The following is a 23,243-nucleotide window of genomic DNA, read 5'->3' as shown; positions in this document are numbered from 1 at the left end:
GTGCTTGCGGAAATGATAAGCTTTAATAATATCTATCTTCACCAACTCAATGGGAAAAAAGAAGAAAAAATTCATACCTAAGAAGGGTCGTTCATTTTCTAAAAGTGAACTAAGGGGAAACATAATGGCCCTCCTCCGTGGGATGCCTGAAAAAAACCTCAACTATAAACAAATCTCTGCCCGACTTGGAATTGAAAATTCCAATGATAGAAGATCTGTCGTACAGCTCTTAGATGAGCTCGTAAAATCAGACCTCCTGATGCAGGTATCTCAAGGAAAGTTCCAAGTTCATCCATCCCAGATGGCTCAGTTAAGAGCTACTCTTGACTTCACTAAATCAGGATCAGCTTATGCCATACCTGAGACAGATGAAAAAGACATTTTTATATCGGAGAAGAATACTGGTAAGGCGCTCCATGGAGACTTAGTAGAAATTGCTATTATCGGCTTAAATCGCGGGCAAGCTGAAGGAAAGGTGATAAATATTTTGCAGCGAAAAGCGGAGAATTATGTAGGTATCATCGAGCTTTCAAAGAATCATGCTTTTTTTGTTCCTACCAATTCCAGAATTCACGTCGATTTCTTTATTGACAAATCAAAAACAAAAAATGCGCGCAATGGTCAAAAGGTCATTGTCCAATTAGTTGATTGGGAAGACGGAGAAAAGTCTCCAAAAGCCGAGGTCATCAGCGTATTGGGAGATCCAGGAGTAAATGAGGTGGAGATGCATGCTATTCTGGTAGAATTCGATCTCCCCTTCGAGTTTCCTGACTCTGTGCTCAATGCCGCCGAAAAGGTAGATGTCACTATCTCCGAAGAAGAAATAAAGAGAAGGCGCGACTTCAGAAAACATACGACTTTTACCATTGATCCTGACGATGCAAAGGATTTTGACGATGCCTTGAGCATCAATTCAAACGAAGACGGCACGTACGAAGTGGGAATTCATATTGCGGATGTCTCTCACTATGTAAAACCCGGATCAGAACTGGAAGAAGAAGCGCTAAAAAGAGCCACTTCCGTGTACTTAGTAGACCGAGTAGTACCAATGCTTCCAGAGGTGTTGTCAAATTATGTTTGCTCCTTGAGACCTAACGAGGAGAAGCTTTGTATGTCGGCTGTTTTTCAGATTTCTGAAGACGGAAAAATCATGGATGAATGGTTTGGAAAAACCATCATCGAAAGTGATCATCGCTTCACTTATGAAGATGCACAAGCGATAATTGAAGGTGCTGATACGACACATCCTCTAAAAGAAGATATCCTTCTTTTTCAAAAATGGGCATCAAGATACCGCAAAGCTCGAATTTCAAGCGGGGCACTTGAATTCAGTGGGGTGGAAGTAAAGTTCCAATTGGATGAATCAGGTAAGCCTGTAGGTGTCTTTGAAAAGAAAATGCGTGAGGCCAATAAGCTCATTGAAGAGTTTATGCTGATGGCTAATAAACGAGTAGCTGCTTTCATAGGTAAACCTGATAAAAACAAATCGGTTAAAACTTTTGTATATCGAGTACATGACACACCCGATCCTGAAAAGCTTTTTAAACTCAAAGAATTTGTTTCAAGGCTTGGTTACAAATTAAAAAGTACCAAGCCTGAAAACGCTTCTTTCGCATTGAACGATCTTTTGCATCAAGTTAAAGATCAACCCGAAGAAGATGCCATCAAAATTATGGCAATTCGCACGATGGCAAAAGCCGTTTACACGACAGAGAATATTGGACACTATGGGTTGGCTTTTGATTATTATACCCATTTTACTTCACCGATTAGACGATATCCTGATGTAATGGTACACCGTCTGCTAGAGGCCTATTCCAATGGTGCAACCTCGGCGAAAAAAGATGATTTGGAAAAAAAATGCAAGCACTCATCTGAGAGAGAAAAGAAAGCGACGGAAGCAGAAAGGGCATCGATCAAATACAAGCAAGTGGAGTTTATGCTTGATAAAATAGGAGAAAACTTTCAAGGCCATATCAGTGGTATAGCCCGATGGGGAATTTATGTGGAACTGGAAGGCACTAAAGTAGAAGGAATGATTCCTCTAAGTTCTATGGATGATGATATCTACCGATTTGACGACAGAAAAAACCAGATAATAGGTCAGCGCTACAAAGAGGTTTTTGAATTTGGTGATAAGGTGAATGTGAAAGTACACGGGGCAGATCTGATTCAGAAACAGCTCGACTTCAGAATGATTTAAACCAAGTTGATCCGTCGTTGCAGCTCATCCTTATATGAGCCACCGATGGGAATTACTTTTTTATCGTTTTCGAGAATCAAATTAGGCTGCTCAATGGCAGCAATCTTATCCATCCTAACGATGAAAGAGCGGTGCACTCTGATGAATTCTTCAGAAGACAATTTCTTTTCTATGTCTTTCATCGTAGAGTGAATGGTGTATCGGCTATTTAATGCATTGATAACAACATAATCTTTCAATGCCTCGACAAAATAAATATCGGCTGTTTTTAACCGTACCAGTCTCGAATTTGATTTTACGAAAATGAAGTCATCCGCATCTTTCTCCTTGTTTTCAACGATTGAATAGAGGAGGTCTCTTTCGTTTCTTAATTCTTTCTCTTTCTGATGCTTGTAGATAGCCATCTCGATAGAGGTGTGGATATCAATCTCTTTGAAAGGCTTAATGATGTAACCGTATGGTTCAGTCACTTTCGCTTTGGCAAGGGTACCTTCGTCTGCGTAAGCTGTTAAGAAAATAACCGGTATGTTGAGTGACTCTTTTATCTTTTCAGCCGCTTCTATTCCGGTAAGCTTTCCTTTCAACATAATATCCATTAAAACCAGATCAGGTTTTAACTCGAGAGCAAGTTCAATGGCCTTTTCTCCGGTAGAAGAAGCACCCAAGACGTTATAGCCCAGCTTCTTTAAGCTATGCTGAATATCTTTGGAAACGATACTTTCATCTTCTACTACAAGAATGTTCGTTTTGGCCATAATGTGTTAATTCAAGACTGTTTATCAAAAGTAATTAAATATTTGGTACCCTTATTTGTAGATACCTGAATAGAAGCATCTAGCTGGTCTTTAAGTGTGTATACAAGCTGCAGACCTAATGAGTCGCTATTCTCGTAATCAAACCCTTCAGGAAGTCCCTTTCCATTGTCAGAAATAATCAGGGTTACTTTCGATCCTTTTTGTGTTGCTGAGACGAATATTTCTCCTTGTTGACCTTTATTAAAAGCATACTTCAGAGAATTTGAAATAAGCTCGTTGGCAATAAGTCCACACGGTATAGCTTGATCGAGAGAGAGATATGTATCATCAAATTCTGTTCTCAAGTTTACCAAACCTACCTCCAAACTGTATGAATGTACTAAGTTATTGGCCAATGAGAGTAAATAACCTCCAAATTCTATCCCTGAAAAATCCTTAGTTTGATACAATGATTCATGGATAAAACTCATAGACTTTATCCTGTTTTGACTCTCTCTAAGAATATTCAAGGTATTCTCATCCTTGACATAAGAAGTCTGAAGGTTTAAGATACTGCTGATTACTTGAAGATTATTCTTTACTCTATGATGAACTTCTTGCAGCAAGATTTCCTTTTCATTTATGGATTCCTGCATTTGATGTTCAATGATCTTCTTATCAGTCACATTGTATGACAAACATGATATTTCCTTGATCTTATTGTCATCCCCGTAAATAGGACTGAAAAAGGTCTCCATCCATACTTTATTTCCATCCTTATCGAAGAGTCTTCCTTCGAATTGCTGTTTTTCACCCTTAAATGATCCCTTGAAATAATCACACAGATCTTCGTAAGCATCTTCTCTTAAATGCTTTTTCAATAACTCTAAGAAGTTACTACCTATACTCACTTCTCTTCCTAGTAGTTTGAAGTGTTGATCAGCGAAAATTTTGTTGTACGATACAATGTGATAATCCTTATCCACCGTCCAAATAAGCATGGCCGTACTGTCAAAAATCGCTTGAATTTTTGCAGCTTGTGCTTTGAGCCTTTTTTCAGCTGCCTTTTTATAAGTTACTACTTGAGATATTCCGGCTACTTCAATTATATGTCCCTCATCGTCAAAAATAGGATTGAGGGATATCTCTGCAGTCTGCTCATTTCCCGCAGTATTAGTGTACTCTGTTTCAAACCTTATTTGCTCTCCTTTAAAAGCTCTTTTGTAGCGATCTATCCATAACTCACGGGTTTCCGAATCAACTTGTTCTCCCAACTCATATACCTTATGACCCAACTCAATCTTCGTTTCAAAACGCTTATTGACTTGTTTATTGTAAAATTCGTTGAAGTATGTTAATTCGTATGAATCGTTCACTGACCATATCATATGATTAGCTGCATTAAAGATTGTATTAATCTTTTTTGATTGCTCATAATTCTTCTTCGTGGTTAGCTTTTGATCAGTTACATCCATTGCTAATCCTGCAACTTCTCTTATTTTTCCTTGAGAAATGATTGGATTCAGATAAATATCCCTGTAAAAATACTTACCACCTTTATCACTTGTTTTTGTTAGAAAATTGATTCCCTCACCGCTGTTAAATACCTGTTCGTATTTTTTATCCCAAAAGGAATGATAGTCATCGGAGGCAAACTTTTTCTTTGGTAAATCTAAATCAGGATTGACTTCAGGTGTTATTCCGTAATGCTTCTGAATCGTTTTTGAATAGGCTTCATTAAATGACGTTAAGGCCTTATTTTTATTTACACTCCAGAAGAGAATATTCCTGGTTTGGAAAATAGCCTTAATACGTGCCGATTGATCATTCACTTGCTGCAGGTTAGATACATCATGAGTAACGTCTCGCATAACGCAAACAAGTGCAGTTTTCCCATTAACAATTTTTATCTGACTCTTGGACTCTACAAATATGTTGTCGCCTGATTCTGTTTTAAAACCCAATACTTTTGGCTCATTTGAATCAGACTTATCTTTATTCGCGAGATAAGAAGCGTATGAATCTTTGTATTCAAGAAGTAATATGTCCCTGATATTTATTTTCTGAGATTCATACCCGAACTTCTCCTTCCATTTGCCATTTTTAAATATTATATATCCTTCTCTATCAATTATGTGAACCAAATCAGAGCTATGATCTGATAAAAAACCTGATTGATCTTTATCAAATTCTGACTGGATAAGGATATAGTTATCCTCTCGCCTTCCCATGAAGGTGAGTTTTATGAAATTTCCTTTTTTACCTGTGAAATAAGACTCTAAACCAATTTCTTCGCTGTTTTTCAGATGGTTAAAAAACTCTTTAAATACACTTGGATCATCTGTATCTAAAACGAATTCACCTCTTTTTCCTTTGCACTTGCAATTCTTACCTAAACATTGCTGTACAATACCATCCTTATTCAATTCCAGAACACTCTGAAAAATCACCAAATCATTATCTGCATTTGTAGTGAGTATTCTATCCAAGGTTGAAAGTTATAAAGAAGAAAGTAGTTCAAACAATGAACTCCTTCAAATGTCGTTATATAAAGATCAATTTGAAAGTTCTTCTTCACTTTCGAGTGAAGACTCATTAAAGACATTTCGGCCATTGATTTTTACTTCTTGGCCATTTTTGTACTTCACAATTAATTCCGTTAGTCCATCCTCATCATAGGTCTTCCATGTACCTACTCTCACACCACTGGAATACTTACCTTCTTTTTTAAGTTGTCCGTTTGGATAGTACCATTTATGTTTTCCAATGGGAAGGCCAACAGCGTACTCTCCTTCATAATTGAGCTCACCCTCGGGATATTCGTATATCCACTCTCCATTGCGCTCTCCATCCAGGTATGAGCCTTTTTCCGTATGATCTCCCACATGGTAAAACCACTCACCCTCTTTGTATCCACTGACATATTCTCCCCTGGAAATTTCATTCCCTTCAATGTCGTACTCGATAGACTCTCCATCTTCTTTTCCTCGTCTGTAATACTCCTCACGACGTAGATTCCCATTCTCAAAATACCAAGTCCATCTGCCCTGTGGCAGACCTTCTAGATACTTTGCCCGATGCTGGATTTCACTATTCTTATGGTAAAAAGTCCACTCTCCTATTCGATCACTGTTTTCAAACTCTCCCTCCGCTTTAAGCTCTCCCGTTTCATAATAGAGCTTCCATATTCCTTGGTAATCGCCTTTTTCATCAATTATCCCCTCAGCTGTCTTTTCGCCACGGCTATATATTTCAGCTCCTTCAATATTTCCTTCATTGTCATAGTACCGATGGGTACCTTCTTTCATCCCATCTACATAGCCTCCGGTAGATTTGATCGTTCCATCGGGATAATAACTATTTCGCAAATCGAGAATAACAGATTCTTCCGAGTCGACTACCAATCGGTCGTCACGGTATTTTTCCAGAGTGAGCAAATCTCCGCGTTTATCAAATGTTTTAAAAATGCCGTTCTTCTTGTCGTTCATGTAAGTACCTTCTACATGAATTCCTCCATTCGGATGAAAGGTAATCCACTTTCCACGACGCTTACCTTTATTGTCAAATCGATTGATTCTTTCCGCTGTTTTTAAATATCCTTCCCTGTACTTCAAAAGTGTAATCACTCGTCCATCTCTGGCATATTCAAAGCCTTCTCCTTCTTCGAGGTCATTTTCGTACGGAATTCGCTTCTGAATTTCTCCTGTGGGAAAGTAAATTTCGGCAACTTCTACCCTTTTTTCATTTTTCAGGAAAGCACGTTCATACAAAACACCGTTTTGATACGTCAAGACCTCACCATTCTTAATACCTTGATCGTAAGTGATTTTAGACGAAAGTTCTCCCTCTTCATTGTAAAATACCCAAATGCTATCGAGTTGAAAGTTCGCTCTGTTTCCCTCACTTTTGACTTGTCCTGACGGATAGTAAGTGGTCCAATATCCATTTGGTTTCCCATCCAACAAATGGCCCTCTGAGGAAACGCTTCCATCGTCGTAGTAGTACGTAGTATATTCGCCATCTTGAGCACTAAGGTCTGAAATTTGAACCATTGTCAAAATCAGACTCCATACTATTACTATTGTTTTATTAATTGAAAAGAAAGCATATGTATTATAGCTGTTAGTCTTGTTGAAATTGAATTTCATATTTAGTAGGATAAGTAACTTTTCCAAAGTTAATAACAGCTGGTTAACGTTTTTAATAACGGAATATGTTTGAATAGAAGGCATTACATATTAATTAACAATTTGCTCGCTGTATTCCCTCTTCATACTTCACACTGTTGATCATTGATTTTAGTGTTGATGAGTTCACCTTCCGGTAGTGAAATTCTCTTGCATCTTTTTCTTGGATATGAGAATAACAATCTGCATTAGTCAAATTGAATTACGAAGTCAAAAAACTTACTGAAATCTATTCACATCATATGAGCTCTATTCACAGCTCCACCGGTGAAAAGTGATTTTATAGAAGTCAGTATTTACTAGTGAATGTATAATCATAAATTCTTCATTGTTGAAAAACGAACCACGCTTCCGATGATTATCTTTGAGCAAAACTACATTAATGAATATTGCAATCGGTGGTGATCATGCAGGATATGATCTGAAAAAGGTCTTGATTTCGCATTTAGAAAATCAGGATCATAAAGTCGAGGATATGGGTCCTTACAGCGACGAGAGCACGGATTATCCCCCGTTTGCTCACGCAGTGTCTGATGCTGTATCTGAACGCATTGTTGAACTGGGAATACTAATATGTGGAAGTGCAAATGGTGTAGCAATGACAGCGAATAAGCACAGTGATATAAGGTGCGCTATTTGTTGGGATACTGAATTGGCAGAATTAGCCAGAGCTCATAACGACGCTAATATAGTAGCCTTACCAGCTCGATTTATTTCTGATGAAAAAGGGCTCGAAATAGTTGATGCTTTTTTAAGTACAGAATTCGAAGGAGGCCGCCACAAAAGGAGAGTAGACCAAATTCCTTGTACTTAACAAGAATTATTTGTTGTTCACTAATGTCTGAAGGAGATCTTGCTTACTCTCTATGAAATCGGTGTAGTAGTCTCCTGTTCCCGGTCCATAAAAGCCTGTATATACTTGGGCTACGTGTCTATCTCTTCCTATGAAAACCAAAGTAGGAAAGGAGCTAATTGAATTTAGCATAGGAAACTTTTCGTTCGCAATTTTTTTGCTGGCTCGACCTCCAAAAAGAAATTTTTCAGGAATATTTAGTTCTTCAGAGTATTTTGAAAACGCATTTTTTGCTTTCGCTAAATCGTCTTGGTATTCGAATAAGACGGGAAGAACAACCAAATCATCTTCAGAATATGGCTTAGATAATTCTTTTAAAGCCCTCGATGCATCCATACAATTAGGGCACCAGGTACCCATAATATCTAGAACCACCACTTTTCCGTTTAGGTGTGACTTATCCCAGTTTACTATTTCACCGTCCTGATTGGGTAGTTCGAAATCGAATAGTTGATCCTCTATAACAAAAGATATTTCGTCAGGATTCTTCAACTCGGAAGCTGAATCAGCAACAGCCTCCCAATTGGTTTGATAATGTCTACCTGACTTAAAAAGGCCGTTAATGAGTGAATCTCCGCTGATATCTGCTCTGAAATAGAATGCATGACTCCCATCGAAAGTGCTTAAATGAATTGACCCATTCATTACATTTCCTTCCAAGTAACGATAGTCGCCGGTTTCAGTTAGAAAAGTTCCGGTCAAGTTTCCTCTATTATTCTCTAAAATAAGAATGGCGGGATATTCTGTCTCAGTGCCTAATTCGAATCTAGCGAAATACTTTGATGGCACGTTTCGGTCAGACCCTGTTGGAGTAAATCTGAAATTCTGTCCTTCTTCGGCATTCAGCGGAATATGGTAATTCTCTTTATCATTATTGGTCCATACGCCAGATAGCATATATGGAGATTCAATACTCAATTTCATCTCTGTATTAAAGAATGGCAATGGAACGATAACTGAATCATTTTGAAGTTGAACATCATCAATAACTATTTCTTCATCCGCATTAATAAGAGTCAACGTTGCTGAATAATCCTTTATATCAGAAAAGGTACCATTGAATGGGAGTAAATCTCCATTCAGATCCAATGTAAATCGCCATGATGTTGCAGGGAGGTTTATTCGATTTTTAGCAACATTAGGATGTTTCTTTCCGCAGGAAAGAAAGAATAGTATTAGTCCGAGTGTTAGAATTTTTTTCATTCGAGCTAAAGATAAAAAAGGCTCCACTTAGGAGCCTTTTAACTTAAATTTAATTCAATCTGTTTTTAAAAATCGAATTTGATGCCTTGAGCTAAAGGTAGACTATCACTGTAGTTGATGGTGTTGGTTTGACGACGCATATAAACTTTCCAAGCATCACTGCCTGACTCGCGTCCACCGCCTGTTTCCTTTTCACCACCAAATGCTCCACCTATTTCAGCCCCGGAGGTTCCAATGTTCACATTGGCAATTCCACAGTCAGAACCTTCATGAGAAAGGAAGGCTTCCATTTCTCTCATATTTGTAGTCATTATAGCGGATGATAGTCCTTGTACAACACCATTTTGTAGGGCTATTGCCTCTTCTATAGTACTGTATTTCATAATGTAAAGTATAGGAGCAAATGTTTCGTGCTGAACGATTTCAAAGTGATTTTCGACCTCTGCTATTGCTGGTTTTACGTAGCAATCACTTCCTAAATCATCAAGAATTCCTCCTTCAACAATAACGTTTCCGCCCTCTTCTTTAACCTTAGCCAGAGCTTCTTCATAAGCATTAACCGCATCTGAATCGATTAGTGGGCCCATATGATTTTTTTCATCCAAGGGATTACCAATTTTGACTTGTTCGTAGGCTTTTACCAATGTATTCTTTAGCTTATCATACATTGATTCATGGATGATTAACCTTCGAGTACTGGTGCATCTCTGACCGGCTGTTCCTACTGCACCGAATACGATACCGGGGATGGCGATTTTTAGATCTGCATTTGGAGTAATGATCATGGCGTTATTTCCACCTAGTTCAAGAAGTGATTTACCTAAGCGTGCAGCTACTGCCTGTGCAACGATTTTCCCCATTCTAATAGAACCGGTTGCTGAGACAAGAGGAACGTTTTTGTCAGCTGTCATGTATTCCCCAACCTTATAGTCCCCATTGATTATACAACTCAAACCTTCAGGAAGGTCGTTTTCACTGGCTACCTCAGCAAATATATTTTGGCAAGCAATAGAACATAGTGGAGTTTTTTCAGATGGTTTCCAAATGCAGACATCTCCACAAACCCAAGCTAGTGCAGAATTCCAGCACCATACAGCAACGGGGAAGTTGAATGCAGAAATAACTCCTACGATTCCCAGAGGATGATATTGTTCGTACATCCGGTGTTTAAATCGCTCGCTATGCATGGTAAGTCCATGGAGTTGACGTGAGAGACCAACAGCGAAATCACATATATCGATCATTTCTTGGACTTCTCCCAAGCCTTCTTGAAGTGATTTTCCCATTTCATATGAGACCAAAGTTCCAAGTTCTTGCTTATACTCTCTGAGCTTGTTTCCATATTGCCGAACTATCTCACCACGAAGGGGGGCAGGCTTCATACGCCATTCGCTAAATGCGGCTTTGGCTGTGTTCACTACTTCGTGGTAATCTTCATTGGTACCTGAAGTAGTTTGGCCAATGAGTTGTCCGTCGACTGGAGAGATTGAATTAATCGTAGGTCCTGAACCAAAACTATTTCGTCCGGTAGAACATCCATGATTGGTTTCTTCGACTCCGAGCGTTTTTAATATGTCTTTAATATTGGTGTCAGTAAGTGTTGTAGATGACATGATGTTTGTTTTTTGCAAAGGTAGTGAGTCTTGTCGAAATTAAATACTTTTTAAAGTATTGAATATCAATGAGATATATTTATCTCTTAATAGAGAGATGATTTAGATTTCTGAAGGGTAAGAGACTACCTGGAGGTGATAAATGAAAATTGGCTGTTTAAACGCCTTTCTTCCTCAAAATATAAATTTGACTGGAGTATGGAGTGGATTTTCTCATCGCAGAGACATTAGACTTCATACCGTTTAAAATTCCTGATAGTCTATTTCCGTTTTGGTATTTTTCACTTAGAAGAGAAACGTATGTGCTATCGAAGATCATCCCTTTCGTATTAATTAATTCAAGATCGAATGATTCAGCAAGGTTCTCAATATCTGTTTTAGTGAAGTGCCATAGATGTCTTGGTACGTCATAACCTGCCCATCGGGTCTTGTAGATTTTTGCGTCCAGTGATTGATAGTTTGGAAGAGCAAGAACGAGTATGCCGCGGGGAATTATCAATTTGGAAAGGTCTTGAATTACTTCCATGAAATTTGGAATATGCTCCAAAACATGCCATAAAGTAATGCAAGCTATGCTCTCGTTAATCACCTCATGAACGTATGAGGTGTCGTGCAGTTTTACGGAATTAGATAGAGCATTATCGCGAGCTGTTTGACTTGGTTCAAGTCCTTCAATAGCGAGACCTTTGTTTTCAATATACTTAACGAAATCCCCCGCCCCGGCTCCATAATCTAACCATGTTCCACGTGGAGCATTTGGGAATACTGCTTTATATTTAAGATGCAAATTGAGCTGTTGAACTCGGCGATACCAGAAGTTTATGAATCCCTTAGTAGTCCTGCTATGGGAAACGTAGTCTTCGCTTTCATAATATTTCCAAAGACTTTCTTTATCAGGTTGGGGATTTGTAAATAGAAACTTGCATGCTCCGCACTGGTATAATTGAAAGCTTTCGTGTGATATGGAATGATCAACAATCGTCTCTTTTTCCGAAAGCTTATCGCTTCTACAAATCGGACAAGTGGTTAAAAGAGTTTGAGACATTTTTAGTTTGAAGTGTTTTGTTCCACGTGGAACTAGCGGCCCAAATGAATCATGATGACAGAGATATCACTGGGTGATACCCCACTAATTCTTGAGGCTTGACCTATTGTTTCAGGTTTTATTTTCGCGAGTTTCTCTTTGGCTTCAGCCGAGAGTGAATTGATAGAAGAATAATCAAAGTCCGCATAAAGATGGATGTCTTCAAGGCGATTCATTCGGTTTGCCATCTCTTCTTCTTTAGCAATATATCCTTCGTACTTAACGGCAATTTCCAGACTTTCTTTTACCTCATTCCAGATCGAAACTCCCACCTCACCTATTCTTTTCTCTTCATGCTTTCTCAGTTCTTCTGACATGAGTAAAAGATGTGAAAGAGTAATATTTGGACGAGACAAGAGCGACTTGATTTTAACCTTCTGCTTTAAACCGGCAGAATTGTTTTCTACTAAAATCTTGTTTGCCTGTTGAGGTGAAATGCTTGTTTTCTCCATCAACTTCGAGAAAGTGTGGTATTCTGTCTGCTTCTTTTCGAGTTCGTTCATGCGCTCTGCAGAAGCTAATCCGAGCTCATGAGATTTTGGGGTTAAACGCATGTCGGCATTATCCTGTCTTAAAAGTATGCGGTATTCCGCTCGACTAGTAAACATACGATAGGGCTCTTTAGTACCTTTGGTGATAAGGTCGTCAATGAGCACTCCGATATACGCCTCACTCCTATTTAGAATGAAAGGATTTTTTTCCTGTACGTTTTGATGCGCATTTATACCTGCCATTAATCCTTGACAAGCCGCTTCTTCGTAACCAGTTGTTCCGTTTATTTGACCAGCGAAGAAAAGGTTCTTCACAAGCTTAGTTTCCAGTGTATGCTTAAGCTGCGTAGGTGGAAAGTAGTCGTATTCGATCGCATATCCAGGTCGGAAAATCTTAGCATTCTCCAATCCCGGTATTTTATGCAGTGCATTTAGCTGGACCTCCTCTGGCAGACTTGAGCTGAATCCGTTCAAATAGATCTCTACAGTATCCCAACCTTCGGGCTCGACAAAAAGCTGATGCCTGTCGCGCTCTGCAAACCGGTCTATCTTGTCTTCAATCGAAGGACAATATCGAGGTCCAACAGCTGTTATTCGACCATTGAACATGGGTGATTTATCAAACCCTGATCGTAATATATCGTGAACTTCAGGATTCGTGTAAGTAATATGGCAGGGTCGCTGAGTTGTTATCGGCTTTGTATTGCTAAAAGAAAACTTACCAGGAATATCATCCCCTGGCTGAAGCTCCATTTTGGAATAATCCAGGCTCCTACCGTCGAGTCTTGGGGGGGTGCCCGTTTTCATTCTTCCGTGCTCAAAACCTAATTTCACTAATTGCTCTGTTATTCCAAAAGAGGCTTTCTCTCCTGCTCTACCTCCACCGAAATTTTTGTCGCCTATATGAATCAACCCATTCAAGAAGGTACCACTTGTAAGGATCACTGACTTCCCTTCTATTTCAATTCCTAAGCCTGTCCTTACACCTTTGATGTTCCCATTTTCGTCGATTAAGACTTCCTGGACCATATCTTGGAAGAAATCTACGTTAGGAGTTTGTTCGAGCATTTGCCGCCATTCTGAAGCGAAAAGCATGCGGTCATTTTGAGTCCGCGGGCTCCACATGGCCGGACCTTTGGAAAGATTCAGCATTCGAAATTGGATAGCGCTTCTGTCACTCACAATTCCTGAGTAACCGCCAAGAGCATCAATCTCACGTATGATCTGGCCCTTTGCAATTCCACCCATGGCAGGGTTGCAACTCATCTGCCCAATGGTGTTCATATTCATCGTCACCATCAGGACCTTGGATCCTAAATTGGCTGCTGCCGCGGCTGCTTCGTTTCCTGCATGTCCTGCGCCCACGACAATTACATCGTATTTCTGAAGCATAAGTTGGTAGAAATCAAAAAATTAAAAGGAGCGCAAAGATAAGTAATAATCCTCTTTATTGCGCATTATGGCTTGCTCTTGCTCGGTCTTATCGTGGTATCCGCAAAGATGTAAAACTCCATGAATCATCACTCGGCAGAGCTCATCAAACGAATCCGTATTTAAGTCCGAGGAGTTATCCTTAACTCGATCAATACTGATGAAAATATCACCTGCTATCAGCTCTCCTTCCGAATAAGGAAAAGTAATAACATCAGTTAAGTAATTGTGATTCAGGTGCTTGTTGTTAATCTCCAAGAGGTCGTCATCTGTACAGAAAATAAAATCGAGTTGTTCGATTTGAACATTTTCCTTGCTACAGGACAAACGAATCCATTCGCTTATGTCGTCTTGGCGATCAAAATGGTAATCAGGGTGTTCAGCATGGAAATGGACGGGTGCCATTAAGCATCTATCGAAACAGGCTTTGAAAGGGATTTAAAATCCATTTTTACAATGCGCCCGTCATCGTCGAAACTAATGTCATCAGAGAGGTGGCGCATAAGAAAGACTCCTCGGCCATTTGGCTTTTCGATGTTTTCAGGTGAAGTTGGATCAGGAACGTTTTCAAAATCAAATCCAGGCCCCTCATCTTCGATGATAAAACTGAATTGATCTTCGTCAGCTCTGTATTTCACAACTACCTTTTTATCGGGATCTTGCTTATTCCCATGATAAATGGCATTATTGACTGCCTCTGTGAGGGCGATCAATATGTTTCCATAGTGTTCTTCCTGAATATGGTATTTCTCACACAAGTCATCGACTAGGCGCTCGATTATGGTGATATTCTCACCTTTTGAAACAAACTCTATGGTTTCCATTTTAGCTGATTCGGTAGTAGTCATCAATTGTCAATCTCAAAATTAAGAAAATAATCATTCACCTTGTCTCGGTAATATGGCTTCAAATCTGCCGGAACCGTTCGCAGTAGTTCAACCTCACGTGATTTCTGCCTCTTATACTCTAAATACTTCTCGGGGTTACTAGGTTCGTATGCACCCGGAGTGTTGCTTTCTCGCTTATCGTCGTATTCCCTTTCCCTCATGGCTTTTTCTGATTCTAAAAGTCGGGTCATTATATCCTCTTGACGCTTGAGAGACTCCCGTGTAAGCTCTTGATTAACCAAGTCTTTCTCGAGTTCTTCCATCTCCTGAGCAATATCTTGAAGACCTTTTCCTTCTCCCGTTCCTTTTTGGTTAAGTTCTTGGGCCATACGCTCTACTTCTCTTCTTATGGCTGCTTGTTCTGCAGCCATTTTTGCAATTTCCTTGCTCATTCCTTGATTTCCCATGCCTGGTTTAGCTCCTGGTTTTTGCCCACCCTTCTGTTGGCCTTTCTCCATTTGCTTCATCATCTCCTCCAATTTCTTGCCCATTTCGTCTTGCATCTTACCCATTTTTCCTGGTGAAGGAGTTTTTCCTTTTCCTCCGGGGTTTTCGCAATTTCCTTTTCCAGGCATTTGATTGGCCATAGCCATCTGCATTTGTTTCAATGCCTCGTCGAGTAGAAGAGCCAGATTATTGTAGGAAGTCATTACATATTGCTGACGACTGGTAGCATTTGCGGTTCTCCTCTCACCAATATCTTCCAGAGCCTTGCCGATATTTTGATTGATCGAAGAAATTTCTTCATTTACTATTGATTCTATTTGAGGCACCCTTTTGCTCAAGGCAAATAAGGAATCCTCTACCATCTGGCTATCATCTTTTATCTTTCGTTGCTTTCTTCCTGCTTCAACATAAGCGGGATCATCTCTTTCGAGAACTTTGAGATTTTCCATAACGCTTTCCTGATCAAAACTCAATTGAATCACGTTTTCCAGAAGTGCACGAAGATCTTCCATGTTTTCTTGAGCCGACTGAGCCTGAGCTGACTGCATGGCGCCCTCCATTTGATTCGCTAAATCTTCCATCTCCTCAGAAGCCCCCTCTTGAGATTCCGAAGCTTTGTTCTTTTTCCCTTCATTTAGCTTTTCAGAGGCTTCCTCCATCTTTTCTTCTATACTCTCTTCCTGACTGTCCGTATCAGGTAGCTCAAATGGCTGCTCTAGTTCTTCGTTCTTTTCTTTGAGCTCTTCCAAGTCGTTTTGTAGCTCGTCAAATTCCTCGTTAAGTTTTTCTTGTTCTTCTTTTAGCTTTTCGCTGTCCTCGTTTTTATCCTTCGATTTTTCACTTAAATCCTTTTGCTTTTCAGCTAAATCCTTGAGTTTTTCCATGGAACGTTCAAACTCTTGTTCCACTTCGAGTTGCTTGAAAATTTCCAAATTTCTATCCAGTTCCTTCTCCAACTCTTCTGCGCTCATCTCCATGTTTTCAAGCTGTTCCATCAATTTTTCTTGATCGAGCTCTTGCATCATCTCCTCCATCTTCTTGTACATCTCCTTCATCTCCTCGCTCATTAGTTCGTCAAACATCTTCTCCAGCTGCCGCTGCTTTTCCAATATTTGTTCGTTGGTCTCAAGGTAATTCTCCTGTTTCTGCTGCATTTGTTTGCGCTCGTTGCGCATAGACTCGATATTGTTTTCGAGCTTTTTCTGTTTATCGAGCAAATCCTCTATTCGTTTCTTGTCCTGCCAATCAAGCTCCTTGTCTTTGAGTAGCTCTTTGTTCAGTTCCTCCAATTCATCTTGGAGTTCAGAAGCCATCTCTATATTTTTTTCCAGCTGTTCTTTGACACTTTCAGAACTCTTCTTGCGAGCATCATCAAGCTCATTCTCAGTCGGGGCTTGATATGTTTTTTTGGTTGTACGGCTTGATTTACTTCCGTTAACGCCATCATTGTCCCAGACTTCAAAATAGTACTCAACCGACTCCCCTGCTGCTTTGATAGACTCGCTAAAATCCTTGTAATGGAAGAATTCTTGTGTTTCAGAAGCATTGATTTGTAGCGCCTCTTGATGAGATTTTCGCTCCCCTTCAGCCGAAATCACTTGATAGTGGAATAACAAACGTTTGATCCCATGATCATCTGAAACAGACCCTCCGAAGAAAATTCGGCGTTCATCTGTGGAATCTACCGTCTCATCAACATTAATTTTCGGGAAGGCATCTTTTACGACATCGAGTCTATAAGTCACGGTATCTGCAGACCCTGCTTTCGCGTTGTACGCACTGATGGCATAGGGTTCAGATCGAAACATTCGATCTGAAAAGATGAAAACACCCTCTTCACCAACCTGTGGAGTCATTGCTGAATCGCCAATGGAAAAGTAGAGTTTTTCAGTATTCTCAGTATTGAACTTCCAAGCAACTTGACTTCCTTCGGGGACTTGGATATTTCCGCGATTCGTGAAGGTTTCATCTTCTGTTTTGAGGTAATCCGGATAGCTCACCTCAATCTTCATCTGTCGAACCACAGGAGGTGGTAGCACCGAAATCAAATAATCAGAGGAATAAAAACCATCGGCGAAAAATCGAAATGGGACATCGTTTCGCACATTTCTGAACGTGTATGAAAAACGACCGCCACCTTCGTGATTCAGCCGAAAGGCTTTTCCACCCAATTCTATTTTTACGGTTTGAGGTATGTAGTCTCCGTCCACTGTAGCTTCGAGGGTGAAATCCTTATTTCCCGGAACAGCAAGAGACTCATTCAGCACGCTAAATTCAAATGGCGCCTTTGGAGCATAATCTTGATTGTAAGTGACGATTCGCTGTGTTCCTTCGGTCAGAATGGCTGGCGAAATCACCAGAAGAATGATGGCCAATCCAACAGGGGGAAGGACATATTTCAAATATTTTTTATTGTCCGATAAGTTGATAGCCGACTGAAACGAAACGGGCTTTAACTCTGAGGTTTTTTGCTCAATACCAGCTATTAACAGTGAATTATCAATTCCTGACTTTTCAGCTTGTCGGTGAAGTTGAAGTGTATTGAGCAATTTATCCTTGACTTCAGGAAAGTGCTTTCCAATGATTGAAGACGCTTGTTCATGTGTAATGATGGAACCAAGTCGAAATAGCTTAAGCCCTGGAATAATCAGGTTTCGAACGAGTAATATCAGAAAACCCGTCAGCAGTGTAAAGAAAAGCACTGCGCGAACGGCGCCTGAAAACCGGCCAAAATACTCGAGCGCTGATGCCACAAGAACAGCGCTAATACCAATTGCTAGAAAGTACAATCCACCGCGAATCATCTCGTTCAGGTAGTACCTGCGAATAAACGCGTCCAACTTCTCTATCAAACTCTTGTATGAATCTGCCATGATTATTACAATAAACGCTTTGAACTATCCAAAGTGATAATCGAGCAAGTTAAGGATTGTTAAGCAGAAGCGCACATCACAAAACGGCTAAGATTGAGCTTTCGTGTTCGTGTTGAAACGGAAAGCCACCCTTTCCTAATTACCCTTAATTTAGAATCACTCACAAGTTTAACCATATCGTCAATTTCGATTTTTGGTGAGTAGGTATTCAGAATCAAAATTCCTTTTCTCGAAAGAAGCATCGAAGCAGTATTTACCAAATCAGGCAATAAATCTTCCAGCTTCCAATGCTCCCCTTTTTTACCTCTTCCATAAACGGGAGGGTCCATGATGATAAAGTCGTATTTGTTTCCGCGTTTCACTTCTTTTTTGGCGAAAGCCAGCGCATCTTCAACTACCCAATGAATTCCACCGATATCGCTCGCACCGGCATTTTCAGCCGCTTTGTTGACGATTGACTTGGAAGAGTCTACGTGAAATACGTTGCCACCGGCTGAAGCAGCGCATAGACTGGCGGCTCCCGTATAACCAAAGAGATTCAACACGCGATTTCCGGGTATTATACTGTTCATTAAATACTTCCAATGCTCCGCCTGTTCTGGAAATAAACCAATGTGCTTGAAGGGGCTTAATCCCAACAAGGCCTTCCATGATTTTTTTCCATTCTTAAATGAGAACTCCCAAGAATCGGGAACGGAGCCTTGCTTTATCCATTTCCCTTTTGTTTTTGTGGTCTCTGCGAATTTGGCGGAAGCCAACTCTTGCCATTGACTTGAATTTAGGACAGGCGAACCCGTAGCTTGGATTTCCGGCCTATCCAGAATTATGGCGCCAAAACGCTCGAGTTTTCGGCCGTTTCCAAAATCGATTAATTCGTAGTCTGAAGTCATGAAGGCAACAAAGGTAGTTTCAATTCCAATCCGGTCAATTGGCCTATCTTTGCGGCCAAATTAAGAAACCACGCATGAAAGTTCGCGTTCGATTTGCGCCTAGCCCTACCGGCCCATTACACATGGGGGGTGTTCGCACGGCCTTGTACAATTATCTTTTCGCCAAGAAAAATGGTGGAAGCTTTATTCTTCGAATTGAAGACACAGACCAAAACCGATACGTTGCAGGTGCTGAAAACTATATCAAAGAAGCCTTGGCTTGGTGCGGGATGACTCCCGATGAAGGTCCTGGATTTGGTGGTGATTTTGGCCCTTATCGTCAGAGTGAGCGAAAAGCCATGTATCGCGAATACGCAGACCAATTGTTAAAATCAGGCAATGCATATTATGCTTTTGATACGCCTGATGAGTTGGATGCAATGCGCGAAAGGCTGAAAAAAGCGAAAGTCGCTTCTCCTCAATACAATGCCATTACCAGAGAATCGATGCGCAACTCTCTCACCTTGAGTGAGGAAGACGTGGCGAAGCTTTTGGAAGAAGGACATCCGTATGTAATTCGGTTCAAGATGCCGCGAAAAGAAGATGTGCGCGTCAACGACCTTATTCGTGGATGGGTGGTAGTAAATACCACACAACTGGATGACAAAGTGCTTTTCAAGAGTGATGGAATGCCTACATATCATTTGGCCAACATTGTGGATGACCATAAGATGGAAATTACACACGTGATTCGTGGTGAAGAGTGGCTTCCTTCGGCTCCGCTTCATGTGTTACTATATGATGCATTTGGTTGGGAAGCACCGCAGTTTGCCCACTTACCGTTGCTTTTACGACCTGATGGAAATGGAAAACTCAGCAAACGCGATGGGGATCGATTAGGATTCCCGGTCTTTCCACTGAAGTGGACTGATCCCAAAACGGGTGAGAAGGCGAGCGGGTACAAACAAAATGGATACTTCTCAGAGTCATTTGTGAATATGCTTGCGATGCTTGGTTGGAATCCGGGGACCCCTCAAGAAATTTTCTCCATGAACGAATTGATCGAAGCCTTCAGCTTAGAACGAGTGGGAAAAGCAGGAGCCAAATTTGATCCAAACAAAACGAAATGGTTCAATCAGCAATACCTACGGGCGAAAAGCGACGAGGAGCTTGGTGAGTTAATAGCGCCACTGGCGAAAGAGAAGGGATACGATGTGGACCTGAAATATCTCTCGGAAGTGAGTCGATTGATGAAGGAGAGAGCCTCTTTTTTACCGGAAATAGTAGAAAATGGAAGCTATCTTTTTGAAGCCCCAGCTGAATATGACGAGAAAACGGCTAGAAAAAAGTGGAAAGAGGATACACCTGAAGTGATGGCGAATTTGATGGCAGATTTCAGTGCTATTAGCGACTGGAACGCTGAAAATTGCGAGGCTGCTTTTAAAAATTACTTGGAAAAAACTGAACTAGGAATGGGACGTGTGTTGCCAAACCTTCGTTTAGCGATTACAGGGCAAGGAATGGGCCCATCCATGTTTGACATTATGGCGCTTTTGGGAAAAGAGGAGTGTTTGAACCGAATCAAAAAAGGAATCAGTGAGTTGGGATCTGCAGCGAATTGAGGTTCGTGAAATAAAAGTGTACGGATACCACGGCTGCTTGGCTGAGGAAGAAAGAATAGGGGGGAACTACATTGTCGATCTCTTTGTTGATGCCGATGTATCCGGTTCTTTCGAAACTGATCATTTGGTTGATACGGTTGATTACGTTCTTTTGAATCGAATTGTGAAAGAGGAGATGGCTGTTCGCTCAAAGTTGATTGAGCAGGTAGCTCACCGCATTCACACCAGAATAAAGGAATCGGATTCCAGGATAAAAAAAGCGGGGGTATGCGTCCGTAAAATTGCCCCGCCAATCAACGGAGATGTGGCGGAAGTTACCTTCCGAATAGAAGGTTGACGAAAAGAGCAACCTCTTCTTGGTAATTGGCGTATGAAATGCATACTTTTGGCAACCCATTAAAAATGGTCGCGTGGCCGAGCGGTTAGGCAGAGGTCTGCAAAACCTCGTACAGCGGTTCAAATCCGCTCGCGACCTCTGAAACCCTGTTGAGCATCAGCAGGGTTTTCTTTTTGCCGTATTTTTCGTTCACCGCGTATTTGTGAGCGAACGTATGAGAACCTGTTCGAACCGACGACCGGTAGGGAGGAACTCACGAATTTCCGCTGAAAGCCAATACGAAAATGAGTAATCCGCTCACAAACTCAAAAAACCCAAAGATCATTTCTTAGCGAGCTTTTTTCGTAAATGTCATAATCAACTCAAAAAGAGGACATAATAAACTTCTCCTGCTTAGTAATTCGCAGCATCAAAAACTCCTGAGGCAAGCATGGCTGCTCCGAAAATCGTGAAGAAAATCGTAGAAATTGCGATTCCGATCAATACCCAAATCAATCGTGCTTTAGCCCAATTCTTCTTACTCAAAGGAGTCTCAGAATCAAAGGCCCAAATAAGTAGCATTATAATATTGACCAATGGAATATAAGTGATTAATAGGGTAATAACCCAGTCTGTAACGGACTGAGGATTCTCAGTTTTTTCAGGTTGATCTATCATAGTATTAGATTTTAAGCCCCAAAATAGAGAACTAAATGCAGGAGGCACGTTGAATTGTGATAATCGGCAATCACCTTATTGAAAAAAGCTTGGGATAAAAAAACCCCTCTGAAATATTCAGAGAGGTTTTGCTTGTGACCCGGAAGGGATTCGAACCCCCAACCATCAGAGCCGAAATCTGATATTCTATCCAGTTGAACTACCGGGCCGTTGCAAATTTAATGGGTTTACTGAACTTGGCGCATCTTGAGTCCAACAATTAATGAATAACAAGCCTTTTCTGTGTATGATTTTGATAATTTTCACGTTTAGTTGACTCAACCGGTTTTTGATGAATGTTTATTTGATGCTTCCCCGATTAGGATTATCCCTTTTGATTTCAATTATTTCCCTCACCGCTGTTGCCCAAATAGGTACATGGAGAGACCACCTGAACTACAATAATGCCCTTCATATCGACCTCTTAGGCAATGAGGTATTCGTCGGGTGTGATAACGCGGTTTTCGTGTATAACAAAGTCAACAATGATATTACCCGCATAAGCAAGGTCAATGGCTTATCTGATATAGGTATCACGGCGGTTAAAGCCGATGAGGAGAGAGGTTTAGTGATAGTGGGTTATGAAAATGGCAATTTGGACATCATCCAAAACAAAACGATCACTAATTTTCCTGCAGTTAAGAATAGTTCCGTAATAGGGGATAAGTCCATTCGACACATCTACTTTTTTGGAAGTCAAGCGTACATTTCAACAGGAGTGGGAATCATTTCTTTTAACCTCGATCGACTTGAGGTGAGTGATACCTATCAGCTTCTTGCTACGGGGACTCCTTCGATAAATGAAGTGACCGTGCTCAATGACTCCATGTTTGCTGCCACGGATGATGGTCTTTTCAGGGGCTCGCTAAATACAGACTTAACCGTTTTCGCCAATTGGATCCAAGATCTTTCTATCCCGGTTCCTTTTGGTCCGGTTAAGAACGTTTCTGCAGTTGCAGACTTATTGTACATCAATATCCGTGAAGGTGAGGAGCAAGGAGTTTATGCGCGTCAAGAAGAAGGTTGGATGAACATTAATCCTATCGACGATATTGTTGAGCTCACCGAATCTCCTGCAGGATTGACCCTCAATACAAGTTATTTTATCGATGTAAAAAATCCGGATGGGTCTATATTGTATCGAATTAGCAATTACGGAGACGATGTGTCAATGTTTGCGTCTCAAGCTATTTATGATGAGATGGGAGATCTCTGGATTGCAGATTCGCGTTCAGGACTTATCAGGTACAATCAGGATAGCGGCTTTGAATTTATCAGAGTATCCGGCCCCGGAACCAATAGTGCATTTAAACTCGAATTAGCTGATGGAAGACTTTGGGTGGCGAGTGGCTTCCCTCAGCATCCCGGAAACTGGAACAACACTTTTCTTCAGGCAGGGTTCTATAAATTTTATAACGGAGAATGGGAGAACTACATGCCGAAAGATTTTCCTGTTTTTTCAGAAGAAAGAATCTCTGATGTCACCGTGGCCTATCCGGATCCTGATAATCCTGATCTGGCCTATGTTGGAAGTTGGCTGGGTGGAATGCTTACCGCAGAAGGAGGAGAAATTCTAACCGTTTACGACGAAAACAACAGTAGTCTTGAGGTTCGAGAAGAATTCACTCTTCCCGAAGGCGAAGGTTTCGTTGGCGTTGCGGATGTCGTAAAAGACGATGACAATAACCTGTGGATGACCAACGGATATGCCGA

17 protein-coding genes and 2 tRNA genes are annotated in these 23,243 nt (G+C 40.7%); 6 read left to right on the top strand and 13 right to left on the bottom strand.

Features of this window, described 5'->3' with window-relative positions; genetic code table 11:
* The first annotated feature begins 49 nt into the window (after positions 1-49).
* Positions 50-2,203, top strand: coding sequence for a ribonuclease R (gene rnr, locus O3Q51_02830; GenBank protein MCZ4407727.1), 2,154 nt, complete (start codon positions 50-52; stop codon positions 2,201-2,203).
* On the opposite strand, the gene O3Q51_02825 is transcribed toward rnr, so the two are convergent.
* From O3Q51_02825 to O3Q51_02815, 3 genes are all read right to left on the bottom strand, one after another.
* Entirely contained in the window at positions 2,200-2,958 is a 759-nt protein-coding gene (locus O3Q51_02825; GenBank protein MCZ4407726.1) for a response regulator, read from the bottom strand. The genes rnr and O3Q51_02825 overlap by 4 nt on opposite strands.
* Before the next feature lie 11 nt (positions 2,959-2,969).
* Positions 2,970-5,426, bottom strand: a complete 2,457-nt coding sequence (locus tag O3Q51_02820) for a PAS domain S-box protein (protein ID MCZ4407725.1) — start codon at positions 5,424-5,426, stop codon at positions 2,970-2,972.
* 66 nt (positions 5,427-5,492) lie between these two features.
* Positions 5,493-7,085 (bottom strand): hypothetical protein, encoded by a 1,593-nt coding sequence (locus O3Q51_02815; GenBank protein MCZ4407724.1) that lies wholly within the window; start codon positions 7,083-7,085, stop codon positions 5,493-5,495.
* 421 nt (positions 7,086-7,506) lie between these two features.
* Here O3Q51_02815 and rpiB point away from each other — a divergent pair, with 421 nt between their 5' ends.
* Entirely contained in the window at positions 7,507-7,938 is a 432-nt protein-coding gene (gene rpiB / locus O3Q51_02810; GenBank protein ID MCZ4407723.1) for a ribose 5-phosphate isomerase B, read from the top strand.
* 6 nt (positions 7,939-7,944) lie between these two features.
* Here the strand turns inward: rpiB and O3Q51_02805 are convergent, their stop codons facing one another.
* The 8 genes from O3Q51_02805 to O3Q51_02770 form a co-directional block, all read right to left on the bottom strand.
* A complete protein-coding gene (locus O3Q51_02805) occupies positions 7,945-9,180 on the bottom strand; it encodes a TlpA disulfide reductase family protein (GenBank protein MCZ4407722.1) in 1,236 nt (411 codons plus the stop codon).
* A 65-nt stretch (positions 9,181-9,245) separates the two neighbouring features.
* Positions 9,246-10,793, bottom strand: coding sequence for an aldehyde dehydrogenase family protein (locus O3Q51_02800; GenBank protein ID MCZ4407721.1), 1,548 nt, complete (start codon positions 10,791-10,793; stop codon positions 9,246-9,248).
* A 157-nt stretch (positions 10,794-10,950) separates the two neighbouring features.
* A complete protein-coding gene (locus O3Q51_02795; GenBank protein ID MCZ4407720.1) occupies positions 10,951-11,838 on the bottom strand; it encodes a class I SAM-dependent methyltransferase in 888 nt (295 codons plus the stop codon).
* Positions 11,839-11,870: 32 nt separating this feature from the next.
* Complete coding sequence (gene mnmG, locus O3Q51_02790) at positions 11,871-13,760, bottom strand: tRNA uridine-5-carboxymethylaminomethyl(34) synthesis enzyme MnmG (GenBank protein MCZ4407719.1); 1,890 nt, start codon at positions 13,758-13,760, stop codon at positions 11,871-11,873.
* Positions 13,761-13,781: 21 nt separating this feature from the next.
* On the bottom strand, positions 13,782-14,204 hold the full coding sequence (gene ybeY / locus O3Q51_02785) for an rRNA maturation RNase YbeY (GenBank protein MCZ4407718.1): 423 nt from the start codon (positions 14,202-14,204) through the stop codon (positions 13,782-13,784).
* On the bottom strand, positions 14,204-14,647 hold the full coding sequence (locus tag O3Q51_02780) for an ATP-binding protein (protein MCZ4407717.1): 444 nt from the start codon (positions 14,645-14,647) through the stop codon (positions 14,204-14,206). Before O3Q51_02780 ends, ybeY begins: the two co-directional genes overlap by 1 nt.
* Entirely contained in the window at positions 14,647-18,006 is a 3,360-nt protein-coding gene (locus O3Q51_02775) for a hypothetical protein (GenBank protein MCZ4407716.1), read from the bottom strand. Before O3Q51_02775 ends, O3Q51_02780 begins: the two co-directional genes overlap by 1 nt.
* Positions 18,007-18,065: 59 nt before the next feature.
* Positions 18,066-18,896: a class I SAM-dependent methyltransferase gene (locus O3Q51_02770; GenBank protein MCZ4407715.1), complete on the bottom strand. Its 831-nt coding sequence runs from the start codon at positions 18,894-18,896 to the stop codon at positions 18,066-18,068.
* A 74-nt stretch (positions 18,897-18,970) separates the two neighbouring features.
* Between O3Q51_02770 and gltX the strand changes: the two genes are divergently transcribed.
* The 3 genes from gltX (at position 18,971) to O3Q51_02755 (ending at position 20,972) form a co-directional block, all read left to right on the top strand.
* Positions 18,971-20,497, top strand: a complete 1,527-nt coding sequence (gene gltX, locus O3Q51_02765) for a glutamate--tRNA ligase (protein MCZ4407714.1) — start codon at positions 18,971-18,973, stop codon at positions 20,495-20,497.
* Positions 20,472-20,834: a dihydroneopterin aldolase gene (gene folB, locus O3Q51_02760; GenBank protein ID MCZ4407713.1), complete on the top strand. Its 363-nt coding sequence runs from the start codon at positions 20,472-20,474 to the stop codon at positions 20,832-20,834. Before gltX ends, folB begins: the two co-directional genes overlap by 26 nt.
* 67 nt (positions 20,835-20,901) lie before the next feature.
* A tRNA-Cys gene (locus O3Q51_02755) sits at positions 20,902-20,972 on the top strand.
* 255 nt (positions 20,973-21,227) lie between these two features.
* On the opposite strand, the gene O3Q51_02750 is transcribed toward O3Q51_02755, so the two are convergent.
* Both O3Q51_02750 and O3Q51_02745 read right to left on the bottom strand, forming a co-directional pair.
* Positions 21,228-21,491, bottom strand: a complete 264-nt coding sequence (locus tag O3Q51_02750; protein ID MCZ4407712.1) for a hypothetical protein — start codon at positions 21,489-21,491, stop codon at positions 21,228-21,230.
* A gap of 135 nt (positions 21,492-21,626) precedes the next feature.
* A tRNA-Arg gene (locus tag O3Q51_02745) sits at positions 21,627-21,700 on the bottom strand.
* A 137-nt stretch (positions 21,701-21,837) separates the two neighbouring features.
* Here O3Q51_02745 and O3Q51_02740 point away from each other — a divergent pair.
* On the top strand, positions 21,838-23,243 hold a 1,406-nt coding region (locus O3Q51_02740), incomplete at its 3' end, for a hypothetical protein (protein ID MCZ4407711.1).

The organism is Cryomorphaceae bacterium 1068, assembly GCA_027214385.1.
Taxonomy (GTDB): Bacteria; Bacteroidota; Bacteroidia; order Flavobacteriales_D; family Cryomorphaceae; genus JAKVAV01.
The sequence above is the reverse complement of the archived record's forward strand: the minus strand, read 5'-3'. Positions and strand labels throughout refer to the sequence as shown.

Excerpts from the sequence above, each read along its gene's own strand:
- rnr (MCZ4407727.1), top strand. The coding sequence starts at position 50 with ATGGGAAAAAAGAAGAAAAAATTCATACCTAAGAAGGGTCGTTCATTT.
- O3Q51_02825 (MCZ4407726.1), bottom strand. The coding sequence starts at position 2,958 with ATGGCCAAAACGAACATTCTTGTAGTAGAAGATGAAAGTATCGTTTCC.
- O3Q51_02815 (MCZ4407724.1), bottom strand. The coding sequence starts at position 7,085 with ATGAAATTCAATTTCAACAAGACTAACAGCTATAATACATATGCTTTC.
- rpiB (MCZ4407723.1), top strand. The coding sequence starts at position 7,507 with ATGAATATTGCAATCGGTGGTGATCATGCAGGATATGATCTGAAAAAG.
- O3Q51_02805 (MCZ4407722.1), bottom strand. The coding sequence starts at position 9,180 with ATGAAAAAAATTCTAACACTCGGACTAATACTATTCTTTCTTTCCTGC.
- O3Q51_02800 (MCZ4407721.1), bottom strand. The coding sequence starts at position 10,793 with ATGTCATCTACAACACTTACTGACACCAATATTAAAGACATATTAAAA.
- O3Q51_02795 (MCZ4407720.1), bottom strand. The coding sequence starts at position 11,838 with ATGTCTCAAACTCTTTTAACCACTTGTCCGATTTGTAGAAGCGATAAG.
- mnmG (MCZ4407719.1), bottom strand. The coding sequence starts at position 13,760 with ATGCTTCAGAAATACGATGTAATTGTCGTGGGCGCAGGACATGCAGGA.
- ybeY (MCZ4407718.1), bottom strand. The coding sequence starts at position 14,204 with ATGGCACCCGTCCATTTCCATGCTGAACACCCTGATTACCATTTTGAT.
- O3Q51_02780 (MCZ4407717.1), bottom strand. The coding sequence starts at position 14,647 with ATGACTACTACCGAATCAGCTAAAATGGAAACCATAGAGTTTGTTTCA.
- O3Q51_02775 (MCZ4407716.1), bottom strand. The coding sequence starts at position 18,006 with ATGGCAGATTCATACAAGAGTTTGATAGAGAAGTTGGACGCGTTTATT.
- O3Q51_02770 (MCZ4407715.1), bottom strand. The coding sequence starts at position 18,896 with ATGACTTCAGACTACGAATTAATCGATTTTGGAAACGGCCGAAAACTC.
- gltX (MCZ4407714.1), top strand. The coding sequence starts at position 18,971 with ATGAAAGTTCGCGTTCGATTTGCGCCTAGCCCTACCGGCCCATTACAC.
- O3Q51_02750 (MCZ4407712.1), bottom strand. The coding sequence starts at position 21,491 with ATGATAGATCAACCTGAAAAAACTGAGAATCCTCAGTCCGTTACAGAC.